This is a genomic window from Klebsiella sp. I138 (assembly GCF_051131765.1).
GTDB lineage: Bacteria > Pseudomonadota > Gammaproteobacteria > Enterobacterales > Enterobacteriaceae > Klebsiella.
This window is the reverse complement of record NZ_CP180447.1, coordinates 911,856-927,992: the sequence shown is the minus strand read 5'-3', so window position 1 is coordinate 927,992 and position 16,137 is coordinate 911,856. Positions and strand designations below refer to the sequence as shown.

The window sequence follows — 16,137 nt, the reverse complement described above, 5'->3', positions numbered from 1 at the left end:
GCCCAGTTCCCGCTTCACTCTGCGAAATATGAGGACGACCGTTTACCGAACCGTTCCCACCTGCAGCCGCCTGCTGATAACACCGGCCTTTAGTTTACACATCATTAGTGCGTGTTAAAAGTCAGAACAAGATAAATGGTGACGGTTATTGATAAAACAAGGGGGAAGAGCCAGAAGAAACCCGCTGGATATTTCACCAGAGGAGGCACTACGAAAAAATGACGTAGAGACCGCTATGCGACAATACGCAATAGCAAAAATTAGCGAGCAGTTAAAAACTATATTTGGCAAGAATTCAGAAAACAAACCGGTACATCTCTACCCGGCTTTATATTTTCTAAAATTAAAACATCGTAGCGGCAGATAAAATATCAGGACCACTCACCGGCAACAAGCGTATGCACATTAAACGCATCGTCCATAGAGTGACCGGTTGATTGTGAACCGGGCGCAATATTAGAACCGGCTTCAACATCGGTTGCTTTCGCGATGCCGATTTGCGTATGGTCCTTGTTGTCTGGCTGTGGGACCGGGTTAGCGGCAAGCGCGCCAAACGACAAGGTGCACAGCATCACGGCCGCGGTTGCGATTTTGCTATTTTTCATGTTGGTCATTCTCTTATTTACTGAAGGTTGTCCGGCAAAGATCTCATCTTTGTCGATGGTTAACAGTATAGATCCCGGTCACACTTTTGTCCGACTAATATTTAGCTATTTGTGTCAAATTATCTACAGAGTTGTCAGGAAAAAATGAATTATGAGGGAATTGTGGAGTTATTTTCTTTTTATAAAAAACAAAACAAAAGACCAAAAATAATAATGTCACTTATTGCTAATTTTAAAACAATCAGGCCGGTTTCCCGGCCTGAAATAAGTTACATTTTATACCCGAGCGACAGCGTCGTGCGGCGATCGGTATGCTCCGGCGCCGAGGATGGCGGTTCGGAGTTCCAGGTCAGGTTATAGGCAACTCGCAGGGCAAAATGCGCATTGATAGCGACGCTCAACGCGCTTTCTGAGTTTAGCGTGGTGTCCTGGGCACCAAACACCGACACCCCTTGGGTGAATTTGGTGTTATCGGTCATCTGCCAGGCCCAGGTACCGGAGGCATAACCCAGCGGCTGGGTATCATTATCCCCATCGGTATACTCGTCGTAGCGCACGCCAGGACCGAATTCAAAGCGCAGGCTGTGAACCGGTCCGTTAAGAATCTGACGACCATAACCCGCGGTAAGAACATCGCGCTGCTGATAGCCGTTATATCGGTCAGTTAACCAGCTGGCCTGGCCAAACACGTAGTTACTGTCGGTCAGGTTGTAACGGCTACGGCCGCCAACTGCGTATTTCTCGGAAGAGCGCTGGTCGTTGGACGACGTGTTGCTGGCGTTCCCCCACAGCGACCATGCCGTCGTATTGCCGTACCAGGTCAGCGTGGAATCCGCGGTCATTGAAGAACTTTTCGTATTTCCGGACTGCGCCAGATAACCGGCGTTAACAGCACCTTCGAAAGGTTTTTTGGCAGTGGAAGGGTCATCCATAACAGTAAAAACGGAATCATCGGCCAGTGCGTGCGCAGACGCAAAGAGCCCCCCCGCCAGCAATGCCGCTGCGGGTACTGTCTTCAAAAGCTTCATTTAATTTAGAGTCCGTACAACAAAAAGAGAGACCCAGCTGGTCCCGGAAACTTTCGCGAGGATCGCTATACGCGTCATCCTTCAGGCTACTTCTTTGCTGGCGCCACTAAGACATCCCCTACACAGCAGCAGCTGTGCTTTTGTGGGATGGCTTCCCTCGCCGCCTCGACGCATCTTGAATGATTTTTAGTATCTTGCAGGTCCAATGAAAGGCAGAGAATTATAAAAAAGCACGATTAACATAGCAATCAATTACTATTTCATTTTTTGAATAAGACAGCTCTTAGAACAATCTTTATTTCATAAAGATAAAAATAAATAGCGTTTTACAAATCACGACCTGCTATCGCTTCCCCTTCCTGACAAGAAGTGCCATGCTTAAAAACAGAACAGCTTAACTCGTATCATGGAGGAACCTGGATGACCAAAATCTATACGCTAACGCTGGCCCCCTCGCTCGACAGCGCAACGCTGACACCGCAAATGTACCCTGAAGGTAAACTCCGCTGCAGCACTCCGGTCTTCGAACCCGGCGGTGGCGGCATTAACGTCGCGCGTGCTATTACCTTTCTCGGCGGCAAGGCAACCGCAATCTACCCGGCAGGTGGCGCCACCGGCGAACATCTCACCGCCCTCCTCGCCGATGAGCAGGTCCCGGTAGAAACTATCGAAGCGCAGGACTGGACGCGGCAAAATCTGCATGTCCACGTCGGCTCCAGCGGCGAGCAATACCGTTTCGTGATGCCTGGCGCCACCTTGACGAAAGAAGAATTCCGTCACCTCGAAGAAAAAGTGCTGGCGATTGAAGCCGGTTCTTTGCTGGTCGTCAGCGGCAGTCTGCCCCCGGGAATCGGCGTTGAAAACCTGACTCAGCTAGTCAAAAACGCGCAGCAGCACGGCCTTCGCTGCATTATTGACAGCTCCGGCGATGCGCTGGCCGCCGCTCTTGAAGTCGGCAACATTGAACTCGTCAAACCTAACCAGAAAGAGCTGAGTGCCCTGGTGCAGCGCGATCTGAGCCAGCCGGATGACGTTCGTCGTGCCGCGCAAGAGCTGATTCATTCAGGTAAAGCCCGTCGGGTGGTGGTTTCACTCGGTCCACAGGGTGCGCTGGGCGTTGATGCCAGCGGTAGCGTGCAGGTCGTACCCCCGCCAATGAAAAGCCAGAGTACCGTCGGTGCGGGCGACAGCATGGTCGGCGCCATGACCCTGCGTCTGGCAGAAAATGCCAGCCTGGAGGATATGGTCCGCTTCGGCGTCGCCGCCGGTAGCGCTGCCACGATAAACCAGGGCACCCGTCTGTGCTCGCTGGAAAACACGCATAAAATCTACACTTATCTGTGCGGTCATTAATTCCCCTTCCCTCTGCTGACGCAGAGGGAGTCGCCAAATTATCATCATGGTCTATGCTGAAAATTCTATGGATTACAACAGGGTGAAAAATGAGCACAGAAATTGTTACCCACGTCATCACGGTTCACTTTCAGGAAGAGACGTTGACCGAAATTAACGAGGTAAGTAATCATCTCACCCGCGCCGGGTTTACTCTCGTGCTCAATGACGAGCACGGAAAAGTCCATGAGCTGGGTACGAATACCTTTGGCCTGATCTCCGCGCAAAGCGCCGACGAAGTAAAAGCGCTCAGCGCCGGACTGGCAGAAACCGCGCTGGGTCGTCCGGTTGACGTCACCGTCACCACATTTGCGCAGTGGTTGAAAGCTCAATAAGTGCGATTAGCGCAGCGAAGCGCGCCAGTTGTGCGTCAGTTCGAATTTTACACCGGGGTTATGGGCTAACCTTATGAAATGGTGGAAAACAAGGGGAGAGACAGCATGTGGCAAGCTATCAGCACGTTGTTAAGCGACTGGCATACCGAAGCAGCTGAAATCGAACTACGTAACGAACTGCCCGGCGGTGAGATTCATGCGGCCTGGCACTTACGTTTCGGCGGGCGGGACTACTTTGTTAAATGTGATGAACGTGAGCTTCTGCCTATCTTTACCGCTGAGGCAGACCAGCTTGAGCTGCTGTCGCGGAGTAAAACCGTTAACGTCCCGCAGGTCTATGCCGTTGGCAGCGATCGCGATTACAGTTTTCTGGTGATGGAATATCTCCCCCCTCGTCCACTGGACGCGCACAACGCCTTCCTGCTCGGGCAGCACATTGCGCATCTGCATCAGTGGAGCGATCAGCCGCAGTTCGGGCTGGATTTTGATAACGACCTTTCCACCACGCCGCAGCCGAACGCCTGGCAACGCCGCTGGTCAACCTTCTTTGCCGAGCAGCGTATTGGCTGGCAGCTGGAACTGGCTGCTGAAAAAGGGCTTAACTTCGGTGATATCGACAGCATCGTTGAGAATGTGCAGCAGCGCTTAAGCAACCACCAGCCGCAACCATCACTGCTGCATGGCGATTTATGGTCAGGTAACTGCGCGCTGGGGCCAAACGGGCCCTACATCTTCGATCCTGCCTGCTACTGGGGGGACCGAGAGTGCGACCTCGCGATGCTGCCGTTGCATCCTGAGCAGCCACCGCAGATCTACGATGGCTATCAGTCGGTCTCCCCACTGCCGTCCGGTTTCCTTGAGCGCCAGCCGGTTTATCAGCTTTACACCTTGTTAAACCGGGCGATTCTGTTCGGCGGTCAGCACCTGGTGACGGCGCAAAAAGCGCTGGATGAAGTCCTAAAAGACAAGGCCCCGTAAGGGGCCCTTTTGCTGTGTGACGGCGCGGTTAACTGATCTCTACGCCTTTCAGGCGGAATTTGATCGTCATAGTAACGCCGGTACCCGGTTTACCCGCTTCATAGCGCCATTTGCGTAATGCGCTTTTCACTTCACGCTCAAACATATTGGCCGGCTGCGCGGAGAGAATTTCCACGTTATCCAGTCGCCCATCCGGCGTCACATCAAACTTAACGCGTACGGTGCCTTCAATGCGCAGCGCCTGGGCACGTGCCGGGTATGTCGGCTGGTTACGGCTCAGTGCCCGCGGGCCACTCGGTGCGGTTAGCGTGGGTTTCGCCGTTGCTGGCGCGGTGTTCGGCTGCGTACGCGCCGGCGCCGTGTTGGTGGTTTCAAACGGTGAAGCCACGCGCGTTTCCGCTGGCTTCACATCCCGTTTCGGCTGCTCAACCTTCTTCTCCGGTTTCGGCTTAGGTTTAGGCTTTGGCTTAGGTTTAGGCTCAGGCTTATGAATGACGACCGGTGCTTCCTGCGGCGGTTCCGGCACCACTTCGGGCTCTGGCTCCGGTTCAACAACGGGTTCCACCACCGGCTGCGCGGCCTGAGGCGGCTCAAGATCCGCCGGCGCCACCATGGTAATTTCGATAGGTTGAGAAGGAGATGGCCGTTCAATAACCTGATGTACCGAGGTATAAAGCAACCCCGCCACAACGGCACCGTGGATAGCCACGGACAGCAGCGTCGGCCACGGGAAGCGGCGAGGTAAATCAAGGGTCATTGCGCTCATAGTCGTTTCTGTTGAAAAATGATAATCCGATTTTAAATGCAAATAGCAATCATATTCAATAAGCCTTGTTATCTTGCATCAAAATTTGCCCCGTTTTGCGGGAAAAAAATCCTGAAGCATGGCATTTTAATCCGCTGCGCATCTTTGCATTGCAGTCAACGACGGTTTCACTTAACGTGATTCGCCTATTTATTGATAAGGAGCCTTGCCGTGCTTTACGTTATCTACGCTGAAGACATTGCCGATTCTCTGGAAAAGCGCTTGTCGGTACGTCCCGCCCACCTGGCACGTTTACAGCTATTACAAGATGAAGGTCGTCTGTTGACCGCGGGACCAATGCCTGCTGTCGACAGCAATGAGCCTGGTGCCGCTGGATTTACCGGTTCGACGGTCATTGCCGAATTCGAATCACTGGAAGTGGCAAAAGCATGGGCAAACGATGACCCTTACATTGCGGCTGGCGTGTATCAGAACGTCTCCGTGAAACCTTATAAGAAGGTGTTCTGAAGCCGTCCGGTACAAAATAACAGAGGCACCGTAAACGGTGCCTTTTATATCAGTACCCAGTTATATCAGTACTCAGTGAAGACAAACAGCAGGGAACCACGTTGTCGTTTCACCAGTTCCTTCCTGATGGAAAGGATGCGCATGTTGCGGCGCGATTGGGCTTCCAGCCAGCGGGACTTGCGGCGACTCACCTGTCTTAGCATGCGCCAGCGCCCTACTTCCGTTCTACTACGCTTCATTGCTACTACTCTACAAGTGAAAAACAGACCACATTATAAACCCATGAATCTGGCTGACCAACGCTTTCGCTGCGTTTTTATTTGCCAGATGGATGTTGATGCGTAAACTCATGACATAGAGTTATTCAAAAGGATTTTTCATCTATGACAACCTTTTACACGGTGGTGAACTGGCTAGTCATCCTCGGTTACTGGTTACTCATCGCCGGTGTAACATTACGCATTCTGATGAAACGGCGCGCCGTACCTTCAGCGATGGCGTGGTTGCTGATTATCTATATTCTTCCGCTGGTCGGTATTATTGCCTATCTCTCATTTGGCGAACTCCACCTTGGCAAACGCCGGGCAGAGCGCGCCCGGGCGATGTGGCCCTCCACCGCCAAATGGCTTAACGATCTTAAAGCCTGCAAACATATTTTTGCCGAGGATAACAGCCCGGTCGCTGAATCACTGTTTCAGCTCTGCGAACGCCGTCAGGGGATTGCTGGCGTCAAAGGCAATCAGCTGCAGCTTCTGACCGAGTCTGATGACGTCATGCACGCCCTGATACGCGATATCCAGCTAGCCAGACACAATATTGAGATGGTGTTTTACATCTGGCAACCCGGCGGAATGGCCGACAATGTTGCAGAATCGCTGATGGCCGCAGCGCGTCGCGGCGTCCATTGTCGCCTGATGCTTGATTCAGCCGGCAGCGTCGCCTTTTTCCGCAGCCCGTGGGCGGCAATGATGCGTAATGCCGGTATCGAGGTTGTCGAGGCGCTGAAGGTTAACCTGATGCGTGTTTTTCTGCGCCGCATGGACCTGCGCCAGCATCGTAAAATGATCATGATCGATAACTATATTGCCTATACCGGCAGTATGAACATGGTCGACCCGCGCTTCTTTAAACAAGACTCCGGCGTCGGCCAGTGGATTGATCTGATGGCACGTATGGAAGGCCCGGTCGCGACGGCAATGGGCATCGTATATTCCTGCGACTGGGAGATTGAAACCGGCAAGCGCATTTTACCGCCGCCGCCGGACCTCAATATTATGCCCTTTGAAGAAGCCAGCGGGCACACGATTCATACCATTGCCTCTGGCCCCGGCTTCCCGGAAGATTTGATTCACCAGGCGCTGCTCACCGCCGCCTATTCCGCCAAAGAACATTTGATCATGACTACGCCTTATTTCGTGCCGAGCGACGATCTGCTCCACGCAATCTGTACTGCGGCGCAGCGTGGGGTCGACGTGAGTATCATCCTGCCACGTAAAAATGATTCTTTGCTGGTTGGCTGGGCCAGCCGGGCCTTCTTTACCGAGCTGCTGGCAGCCGGGGTGAAAATTTATCAGTTTGAAGGCGGTCTGCTGCATACGAAAAGCGTGCTGGTCGACGGCGAGCTCAGTCTGGTCGGTACCGTTAATCTCGATATGCGTAGCCTGTGGCTTAATTTTGAAATCACGCTGGTCATTGACGACGTCGGCTTTGGCGGCGATCTGGCGGCCGTTCAGGACGATTATATCTCCCGTTCGCGCCTGCTGGATGCCCGCCTATGGCTAAAACGGCCGCTCTGGCAGCGGATCACCGAGCGACTGTTTTACTTCTTCAGTCCGTTGCTGTAAAACGTGCCAATCAGATGTTTAACGGGTAGCAATCATGGATATGGATTTAAATAATCGCCTGACCGAAGACGAAACGCTCGAACAAGCTTATGACATCTTCCTGGAGCTGGCTGTCGACAACCTCGATCCGGCGGATGTCATTCTGTTCAACCTGCAGTTTGAAGAACGCGGCGGCGCCGAACTGTTTGATCCGGCGCCAGACTGGGAAGAGCATGTCGATTATGACCTCAACCCGGATTTCTTCGCGGAAGTCGTGATTGGCCTTGCCGATACCGATGGCGGCGAAATTAACGATATTTTTGCGCGCATCCTGCTGTGCCGCGAAAAAGATCACAAGCTGTGCCATATTCTGTGGCGTGAATAAGCGTTACCCTCACCGCTAAAGATAAAAAACGGCAGACGGTCTCAGACCGGCTGCCGTTTTATTTTCCTCTCCCGACTATTCCGGCAGTTCACTCCCGCAGGCATTGCAATAGCGCGCATCTTTATCGTGCGCGGCGTGCTGACAGTTGGGACACGCACGCTGCGCACGGCGATTTTGCAATGCGCTGGTCATGTGCGTAGTAATAAGCCCTGTCGGGATCGCGATGATGGAATAACCGATTAAGATCAGCACAGAGGCCAGAATTCGGCCTATCGGGGTATGCGGAGTAATGTCGCCATAGCCGACCGTCGTGATGGTGACAATCGCCCAGTACACCGACGCATTTAAGGTAGTAAACCCATATTGCGGCCCTTCAATCAGATACATCATCGAGCCAAAGATAACCATTACGATGGCAATAAAGGAATAAAATAAGATCAGCTGATGACGGGCGCTGACGATTGCCGCCCAGAAAATATTCAACGACGGCATAAAACGCAGCAGCTTAAGAATGCGTAAGCAGCGAATGGCGCGCATCGCTCGCCATGCAAACACATAGTTGAGCCCCATTTCTGGCCACATCCACATCACATAGAGCGGCAAAATGGTGGCTAAATCAATCACTCCCCAAAAGCTGAATATATAGTTGAAGGGTTTGGGCCAGCTGATAATACGCAGGAGATACTCGAGGGTGAAAACAGCGGTAACAAACAGCTCCAGCCAGACGAAAATATGCCACTCGTCAAACGTCAGGTGGTATTGCGTACCGAGACCGGACTCAATAAAAATAACCAGCACGCTCAGTAGCGCAAAAAGACCGCACAAACCTTCAAACCGCCGCCCGGAGCGACGCGTTTGATCGAAGAGTAAATGATACAGCCGCTGGCGAGCGGCGTGAAAATTGACAACCACGTTAACCTCACAAAAAAAAGGGCTGACCTACGTCAGCCCCAGAGATTATAACGGGTCAACCTTCAGGCAGGAAACCGCATGTCGGAAACTTCCTTCCAGCACCGGACGCGTTTTCGCACATTCCGGCCCGGCGATGGGGCAGCGTGTGCGGAAAACACACCCCGACGGCGGGTTAATCGGCGAAGGCAGCTCCCCTTCCAGCAGCTGGATCGTTTTGTTCTTTTCCAGATCCGGGTCCGGCACCGGCACCGCGGACATCAGCGCTTTGGTATAGGGGTGCAGCGGGTTGTGGTACACCTCATCATAGGTGCCCAGCTCTACCGCGTGGCCCAGATACATCACCAGAACGCGATCGGAAATATGCTTCACCACCGCCAGGTCGTGCGCGATGAAGATCAGCGACAGGCCCATTTCACGCTGCAGCTGCTGCAACAGGTTGACGACCTGAGCCTGAATCGACACGTCCAGCGCCGAAACCGGCTCATCGCAGATAATCAGCTTCGGCTCCAGGATCAGCGCGCGGGCGATACCAATACGCTGACACTGACCGCCGGAAAATTCGTGCGGATAGCGGTTAATCAGGTTCGGCAGCAGGCCCACCTTCATCATCATCGCTTTAACGCGGTCGCGCACTTCCTGACGGGATATTTTTGGATGATAGGTGCGCAGCGGTTCGGCAATAATTTCACCGATCGTCATACGCGGGTTCAGCGAAGCCAGCGGATCCTGGAAAATCATCTGAATATCGCTACGCACATTGCGCCACTCATCCTGCTTCATGCCCAACAGATCTTTGCCAAGCCAGGCTACTTTACCGTCGGTGGCCTTTACCAGACCAATAATCGCCCGGGCAAACGTCGATTTGCCGCAGCCGGATTCCCCGACCACGCCCAGCGTTTCGCCCTCATAGAGACGCAGCGTAACGCCATCTACCGCTTTCAGCGTTTTGGCCGGCTGCCAGAACCACTGCTTGCCATCTTTAATATCGAAGTGCACTTTCAGATCGGCAATTTCAAGCAGGACTCTTCTTTGTTCCGTAACGGCGTTCATAGCAGATCCCCTACTGGTTGAAAACAGGCGCGCAGACGGCCCGGTGCAAACTCCTCCAGAGGCGGAGCGCTATGGCAAATCTCCATCGCGTGCGGGCAGCGCGGCTGGAACGGACAGCCTTTCGGCAGACGCAACAGGTTTGGTGGGTTGCCTGGGATGGTCAGCAGCGACTCCCCTTCGGCATCCAGACGAGGAACCGCATTCAGCAAACCGATAGAGTACGGATGTGAAGGATGATAGAAGACATCCCGCGCCAAACCGTATTCCATTGTGCGTCCGGCGTACATCACCAACACTTTGTCGCAGATCCCGGCAACCACCCCGAGATCGTGGGTAATCATAATGATCGCCGTATTGAATTCGCGCTTCAGCTCGTTCAACAGGGTCATGATCTGTGCCTGAACCGTGACATCCAGAGCGGTTGTTGGCTCATCGGCAATCAGCAGTTTGGGCCGACACAGCAGCGCCATCGCGATCATTACGCGCTGGCGCATACCGCCGGAAAATTCGTGCGGGTACATTTTCATGCGCTTGCGCGCTTCCGGCATTTTGACCGCATCCAGCATCCTCACCGACTCTTCAAAGGCTTCGGCTTTTCCCAGACCTTTATGCAGCATCAGCACTTCCATCAGCTGCTCACCCACTCGCATATACGGGTTCAGGGAGGTCATCGGGTCCTGGAAAATCATTGAGATTTGCTCTGCGCGAAGCTTATTCAGTTCGCGCTCCGGCAGATTGAGAATCTGACGACCATTAAACAGGGCCGAACCGCCAATATACCCGTTGGAAGCCAGCAGCCCCATCAAAGCAAACGCGGTCTGCGACTTACCGGATCCCGATTCACCGACGATACCCAACGTTTCCCCGGCCCGCAGATTAAAGTTGAGGTCGTTCACCGCCGTGACATCACCATCAGGCGTTCTAAACGTCACGCGGAGATCTTTCACATCCAGCAGCAGGCCTGCCTGTTGCTGTGCCTGAGGCATTTTTGCCGTTTCAATTGTGCTCATGACGGCGCTCCTTAGCGATCTTTCGGGTCGAGGGCATCACGCAGGCCATCGCCGATAAAGTTAAAACAGAACAGCGTAACCACCAGGAAACCCGCCGGGAACAGCAGCAGCCACGGCGACACTTCCATGGAGTTCGCGCCATCGCTGAGCAATGCCCCCCAGCTGCTCAGTGGTTCCTGAGTACCCAGGCCAAGGAAGCTTAAGAAGGATTCAAACAGGATCATGCTCGGTACCAGCAGAGAGGCGTACACCACCACCACGCCCAGTACGTTAGGCACGATATGGCGTACCACAATACTGAAGGTGGATACCCCGCCGACCTGCGCCGCTTCAATAAATTCTTTGCGCTTCAGGCTCAGCGTCTGGCCGCGCACAATACGCGCCATGTCCAGCCAGGAAACCATTCCGATGGCGACGAAAATCAGCAGGATGTTCTGACCAAAGAAGGTGACGAGCAGGATAACGAAGAACATGAACGGGAAGGAGTTGAGGATTTCCAGCAGACGCATCATTACAGAATCGACTTTGCCGCCCAGGTAGCCGGAAAGTGAGCCATAGAGCGTGCCGAGGACCACCGCGACCAGCGCCGCAGCCACCCCGACCATCAACGAAATGCGCCCGCCGATAGCCACGCGAACCAGCAGGTCGCGACCGGAAGAGTCAGTACCAAAGTAGTGACCAGAGGCCATATCAGGGGCGCTGGACATCATTCCCCAGTCGGTATCGAAGTAGGAGAACTGCGACACCATCGGTGCAATCGTCACGAACAGCGCGATAATCACCAGCACAATCAGGCTGGCAACGGCTGCACGGTTATGCATAAAGCGACGGCGGGCATCCTGCCACAGACTACGTCCTTCGACTTCCAGCTTTTCACTGAAGTTTTCCAACGCCTCGTTGCTTTTCTTACTTAACATCATGGCGAACCCCAGCCTCAATAGCGAATCTTCGGATCGATAACGGCATACAGCACGTCAACAATCGCGTTAAACAGAATAGTCAGCGCACCGACCAGGATTGTCAGACTGAGCACCAGCGAATAGTCGCGATTAAGCGCGCCATTCACGAAGAGCTGACCAATACCCGGAAGACCGTAGATTGTTTCGATGACCATTGAGCCGGTGATAATCCCCACGAAAGCTGGCCCCATATAGGACAGGACCGGCAGCAGCGCGGGTTTCAGCGCATGGCGGAAAATGATGCGTCGCATCGGCAGCCCTTTCGCCCGCGCGGTGCGGATAAAGTTGGAGTGCAAGACCTCAATCATTGAACCGCGGGTAATACGCGCAATACTGGCGATATAGGCTAAGGACAGCGCCACCATCGGCAGGATCATAAATTTCAGCGCCCCGCCATTCCAGCCACCGCCGGGCAACCAGTGCAGCGTGATAGCGAATATCATCACCAGCAGCGGTGCAACGACGAAACTGGGTATGACCACGCCGGTCATTGCCACCCCCATGACCGCGTAATCCCACTTCGTATTTTGTTTCAGGGCCGCAATTACCCCCGCCGTCACGCCGAGCACGACTGCCAGCAGGAAGGCGGCAAGACCTAATTTTGCCGATACCGGGAAGCTCGATGCCACCAGGTCGTTTACCGAATAGTCTTTATATTTAAAAGAAGGACCGAAATCACCGTGCGCCAGTTGCTTCAAATAATGGAAGTACTGGGTCATGATGGGGTCATTTAAATGGTATTTTGCTTCAATATTCGCCATCACTTCCGGCGGCAGCGTACGTTCACCGGTGAAGGGGCTCCCCGGCGCGAGACGCATCATGAAGAATGAGATCGTAATAAGAATAAATAGCGTCGGAATCGCTTCCAGACAGCGACGAAAAATAAATTTTAACATTGCCCGTACCTTCTGGCCTGTGCCTATCGAGTGCGATGAATTCAGACACGGTGGGGCAAGCGTCACCTGCCCCACGTATTGCCATTAATGTTTGATAATATAAAGGTTTTTAACGTAAATATTATCTAACGGGTCTTTACCGGTATAGCCACCCACCCACGGTTTAACCAGACGGGCGTTGACATAGTAGAAGACCGGGACGATCACTGAGTCTTTATCCAGCTGCTTTTCCGATTGCGCGTACAGGTCTGCACGTTTCGCGTCATCATTGGTTTGCAATGTTTCAGCGATAATTTTATCGAAAGCCGGGCTCTTATAATGAGAGGTGTTGTTTGAGCTGTCGCTCAGCATGGTATTCAGGAACGAGGTCGGTTCGTTATAATCCGCACACCAGCCAGCGCGCGCTACGTCGAAGGTGCCCTGATGACGATTATCGAGGAAGGTTTTCCATTCCTGATTTTCCAGCTTGACGTTAGCACCCAGATTTTTCTTCCAGATGGACGCAACGGCAATCGCCAGTTTTTTATGCAGATCGGAGGTGTTGTACAGTAAATTAAAGGTCAGCGGTTTATCAGCGGTATATCCAGCTTCCGCCAGCAGTTTTTTCGCCTCTTCGTTACGCTTATCCTGAGACCAGGTAAACCATTCTGGTTTTTCAACCTTCATCCCATCGGTATACGGTGGCGTATAGCTATATGCCGGCAAGTCGCCCTGGTTCTTCACTTTATTAACAATAATGTCGCGGTCCAGCGCCATTTTTAGCGCGGTACGAACGCGGACGTCGGTAAACGGCGCTTTCTGGTTATTAATTTCGTAGTAATAAGTGCACAGATACGGGTCGACGTGAACTTCTTGTGGGATCTCTTTTTTCAGTTTCTGGAACAGTTCAATCGGCATGTTGTTATAGGTCATGTCGATTTCGCCGCTGCGGTAGCGGTTAACGTCGGTAACTTCGGAAGAGATCGGCAGATAGGTGACCTGAGTAATGACGGTTTTCGCGTTATCCCAGTATTGAGGGTTACGCTCAAGCACAATACGTTCGTTAACCACCCAGTCCTTCAGCTTATAGGCGCCGTTAGTTACGATATTGGCAGGCTGAGTCCATTTCTCGCCGTATTTTTCAATGGCGGCTTTCGGTACTGGGGAAACTGATGGGTGAACGAGGAGTTTATAGAAATAAGGAACCGGTTCGCTCAGCGTGACTTCGAAGGTTTTATCATCGATGGCTTTAACACCCAGGTCGCTGGTCGGTTTTTTGCCTGCGATAATCTCATCGACATTCAGCACGTGACCGTATTGCAGGTAGCTGGCATACGGAGAAGCGGTTTTTGGATCAGCCAGGCGCTGCCAGCTATAAACGAAATCTTGTGCGGTCACCGGCGAGCCGTCAGACCATTTTGCATCTTTGCGAATATGGAACGTCCAGACTTTAAAATCTTTATTTTCCCAGGATTCTGCGACCCCAGGAATCGGATGGCCTTGAATATCGCCAATCACTAACCCTTCAAACAAATCACGGTTAATGTTGGATTCCGGAACACCTTCAATTTTATGCGGGTCCAGAGATTGCACTTCTGCGCCGTTATTACGCACCAGTGATTGTTTATCCGCCAGCTGCACCCCTGCAGGTACATCCGCTGCCATGGCAACATTCGCGGTAATGAGCGCAGAGAGAATTCCCGCAGCTACCAGACTTTTTTTGGTGATGATGGTCATTGTGTTGTTACTCCATTCATTATAATTGCTGGCTATATAACCAGCCTGTTTTTTTCCCCTTACGGGATTCTGTACAGTGCAGGAGTTTATGCTGCTGTCAGACTTTACTGCTTGCTATCACCGACTTATTTATTACGGCCGCTCAAACGGCAGCCTTGGCGTCGATTCTTTCAGCCCCAGTCAGGGGGCGGTTTCAGCGGCAATGAGTTATTTAATAATAATTCTCATTTGCGCATATTATTCAGTAGACGATCACGGCGGAAAGTACCAAAAGGCCATCTTGTCCGCCAATGCAATTTGCAAATATGTTACCGGATTCTCTTTTATGGTTTTTTCTACGCCGGCATCTTGCCCTGTCTTTTGGCGAGAAAATCATTAAAGGAGTTACCTTTCATACAGATACGAAAAACCATTCATTTCGGATGCCGCGTCAGCGCATCAAGGTGGTTTTTTGTACAAAAATTTAACAATAGGTTATTATTTAGCACATTCATCTGCCCCGTCTATGAAATTACTAATATCATTTCAATTATGCGACGGCAAGCACCAGAGAATGATGTGAAGAAAATAACAGGGGTGATGGGGTGAACAAAAGGAAGGGAACGTCGAAAAAGCAATGCAACCGATTGATAAACAATAAAATTAACAGATATTATGGAAAGTTATCTTGTACGCCCATATCAGCATTATTGATATGTTTTGCTAATAATAACGCAAACGCGGAGCCCACAGCTCCGCGTAGTGTCGGCAGGTTTAACTCACCAGGCCTGGAAACAGCGCTTTTATACCGGTGACGATAAACTCAATCCCCAGCGCCATCAGCAACAGCCCCATAATACGCGTGATAACGTTGATACCTGTTTGCCCCAGCAGGCGGACCAGCCACGGCGCCATGCGGAAAATCCCCCAACAGCACAGGGCGAACAGGGCTATCGCCACCGAGAATCCAAAGAGATGAGCAACCGTGTGATAACGGGTCCCCCAGACGATAGTCGAACTAATTGCCCCGGGCCCCGCCATTAATGGCAGCGCCAGCGGTACAACGCCAATGCTTTCCCGGATCGCGGTTTCTGATTTTTCCTGCTTATTTTGCTTATCTTCGCCGAGCTTGCCGCTAATCATCGACATAGCAATAGTTACCACGAGGATCCCACCGGCAATTCGGAATGAATCAATAGAAATGCCGAATATTTGCAAAATGGAGTCGCCGAGAAATAGCGAGGTCAGCAGAATGATGGCCACCGAGAGGTTCGCCGTCAGATTGGTCTTATTGCGGATCACTGCCGTCTGATAGCTGGTCATACTAATGAAGACGGGAATGATGCCAACCGGGTTAACCAGCGCAAATAACCCAATGAAAAACTTAAAGTAAGCTGAAAAATCAAACAACGGTAGAGTCACAGTGCGCTCCGCAGCATCATTAAAAATGGCTGTTGACAGTTAGTCACATAAAATATTCGCGCAGAAGATACGCTTTTTAGTAGCATAATTCATCTCAAATATACGTATAACGGTGACAAAATGGCATGTTATATATTTGTTTCCGCTTAGCTACTTATTCACTAAATCTGCATATCTATTATCACACTTGATTTGACCGGCTAAAAAACAGACAGCTGAAAGGTGTCAGCTTCACGTAAACTTGATCTAAATCACGTAAATTGTACTCAGAAGTGAGTAACCTTGTTCACACCAAAAGAGTGCAGCACAGCGGTACCTGAGAATTAAAGAAGCCAAGCTTATTTAGTAAATCAATGAAGTCAGTGGTGTAAAAA

General features: G+C 51.9%; 18 protein-coding genes. 7 read left to right on the top strand and 11 right to left on the bottom strand.

What is annotated here, in order from left to right:
* Positions 1-371: 371 nt before the first annotated feature.
* The gene (locus tag ACMYSK_RS04255; protein WP_434640480.1) at positions 372-605 is read right to left on the bottom strand and encodes a hypothetical protein; all 234 of its coding nucleotides are present in this window, start codon (positions 603-605) and stop codon (positions 372-374) included.
* Between the two features lie 269 nt (positions 606-874).
* On the bottom strand, positions 875-1,633 hold the full coding sequence (locus tag ACMYSK_RS04250; protein WP_434640478.1) for a DUF481 domain-containing protein: 759 nt from the start codon (positions 1,631-1,633) through the stop codon (positions 875-877).
* A gap of 420 nt (positions 1,634-2,053) precedes the next feature.
* Here ACMYSK_RS04250 and pfkB point away from each other — a divergent pair, with 420 nt between their 5' ends.
* The 3 genes from pfkB to ACMYSK_RS04235 all read left to right on the top strand — a co-directional run bounded on the left by pfkB (position 2,054) and on the right by ACMYSK_RS04235 (position 4,338).
* Positions 2,054-2,986: a 6-phosphofructokinase II gene (gene pfkB / locus ACMYSK_RS04245; RefSeq protein WP_434640476.1), complete on the top strand. Its 933-nt coding sequence runs from the start codon at positions 2,054-2,056 to the stop codon at positions 2,984-2,986.
* A gap of 89 nt (positions 2,987-3,075) precedes the next feature.
* Positions 3,076-3,360: a type V toxin-antitoxin system endoribonuclease antitoxin GhoS gene (gene ghoS, locus ACMYSK_RS04240; protein ID WP_434640474.1), complete on the top strand. Its 285-nt coding sequence runs from the start codon at positions 3,076-3,078 to the stop codon at positions 3,358-3,360.
* Between the two features lie 105 nt (positions 3,361-3,465).
* Positions 3,466-4,338: a fructosamine kinase family protein gene (locus tag ACMYSK_RS04235; RefSeq protein WP_434640472.1), complete on the top strand. Its 873-nt coding sequence runs from the start codon at positions 3,466-3,468 to the stop codon at positions 4,336-4,338.
* A gap of 28 nt (positions 4,339-4,366) precedes the next feature.
* On the opposite strand, the gene tonB is transcribed toward ACMYSK_RS04235, so the two are convergent.
* On the bottom strand, positions 4,367-5,104 hold the full coding sequence (tonB, locus tag ACMYSK_RS04230) for a TonB system transport protein TonB (RefSeq protein ID WP_434640470.1): 738 nt from the start codon (positions 5,102-5,104) through the stop codon (positions 4,367-4,369).
* Between the two features lie 210 nt (positions 5,105-5,314).
* On the opposite strand from tonB, the gene ACMYSK_RS04225 reads away from it, so the two are divergent.
* Positions 5,315-5,611, top strand: a complete 297-nt coding sequence (locus ACMYSK_RS04225; RefSeq protein ID WP_004863379.1) for a YciI family protein — start codon at positions 5,315-5,317, stop codon at positions 5,609-5,611.
* 65 nt (positions 5,612-5,676) lie between these two features.
* Here the strand turns inward: ACMYSK_RS04225 and ACMYSK_RS04220 are convergent, their stop codons facing one another.
* A complete protein-coding gene (locus tag ACMYSK_RS04220) occupies positions 5,677-5,850 on the bottom strand; it encodes a YciY family protein (RefSeq protein ID WP_004863385.1) in 174 nt (57 codons plus the stop codon).
* A 144-nt stretch (positions 5,851-5,994) separates the two neighbouring features.
* On the opposite strand from ACMYSK_RS04220, the gene cls reads away from it, so the two are divergent.
* Complete coding sequence (cls, locus tag ACMYSK_RS04215) at positions 5,995-7,455, top strand: cardiolipin synthase (RefSeq protein WP_434640467.1); 1,461 nt, start codon at positions 5,995-5,997, stop codon at positions 7,453-7,455.
* A 34-nt stretch (positions 7,456-7,489) separates the two neighbouring features.
* The gene (locus ACMYSK_RS04210; RefSeq protein WP_004863389.1) at positions 7,490-7,819 is read left to right on the top strand and encodes an HI1450 family dsDNA-mimic protein; all 330 of its coding nucleotides are present in this window, start codon (positions 7,490-7,492) and stop codon (positions 7,817-7,819) included.
* 75 nt (positions 7,820-7,894) lie between these two features.
* Here the strand turns inward: ACMYSK_RS04210 and ACMYSK_RS04205 are convergent, their stop codons facing one another.
* The 6 genes from ACMYSK_RS04205 to oppA form a co-directional block, all read right to left on the bottom strand.
* Positions 7,895-8,731 (bottom strand): ion transporter, encoded by an 837-nt coding sequence (locus ACMYSK_RS04205; protein WP_434640465.1) that lies wholly within the window; start codon positions 8,729-8,731, stop codon positions 7,895-7,897.
* Positions 8,732-8,776: 45 nt separating this feature from the next.
* Complete coding sequence (gene oppF, locus ACMYSK_RS04200) at positions 8,777-9,781, bottom strand: murein tripeptide/oligopeptide ABC transporter ATP-binding protein OppF (protein ID WP_434640464.1); 1,005 nt, start codon at positions 9,779-9,781, stop codon at positions 8,777-8,779.
* Positions 9,778-10,791: an ABC transporter ATP-binding protein gene (locus ACMYSK_RS04195; protein WP_434640462.1), complete on the bottom strand. Its 1,014-nt coding sequence runs from the start codon at positions 10,789-10,791 to the stop codon at positions 9,778-9,780. Before ACMYSK_RS04195 ends, oppF begins: the two co-directional genes overlap by 4 nt.
* 11 nt (positions 10,792-10,802) lie before the next feature.
* A complete protein-coding gene (gene oppC, locus ACMYSK_RS04190; protein WP_434640460.1) occupies positions 10,803-11,711 on the bottom strand; it encodes an oligopeptide ABC transporter permease OppC in 909 nt (302 codons plus the stop codon).
* A gap of 14 nt (positions 11,712-11,725) precedes the next feature.
* The gene (gene oppB, locus ACMYSK_RS04185; protein ID WP_434640458.1) at positions 11,726-12,646 is read right to left on the bottom strand and encodes an oligopeptide ABC transporter permease OppB; all 921 of its coding nucleotides are present in this window, start codon (positions 12,644-12,646) and stop codon (positions 11,726-11,728) included.
* A gap of 84 nt (positions 12,647-12,730) precedes the next feature.
* A complete protein-coding gene (oppA, locus tag ACMYSK_RS04180) occupies positions 12,731-14,362 on the bottom strand; it encodes an oligopeptide ABC transporter substrate-binding protein OppA (RefSeq protein WP_434640456.1) in 1,632 nt (543 codons plus the stop codon).
* An 88-nt stretch (positions 14,363-14,450) separates the two neighbouring features.
* On the opposite strand from oppA, the gene ACMYSK_RS04175 reads away from it, so the two are divergent.
* Positions 14,451-14,741 (top strand): hypothetical protein, encoded by a 291-nt coding sequence (locus ACMYSK_RS04175; protein ID WP_434640454.1) that lies wholly within the window; start codon positions 14,451-14,453, stop codon positions 14,739-14,741.
* Between the two features lie 374 nt (positions 14,742-15,115).
* On the opposite strand, the gene ACMYSK_RS04170 is transcribed toward ACMYSK_RS04175, so the two are convergent.
* The gene (locus tag ACMYSK_RS04170; RefSeq protein ID WP_434640452.1) at positions 15,116-15,763 is read right to left on the bottom strand and encodes a YchE family NAAT transporter; all 648 of its coding nucleotides are present in this window, start codon (positions 15,761-15,763) and stop codon (positions 15,116-15,118) included.
* Between the last annotated feature and the right edge of the window lie 374 nt (positions 15,764-16,137).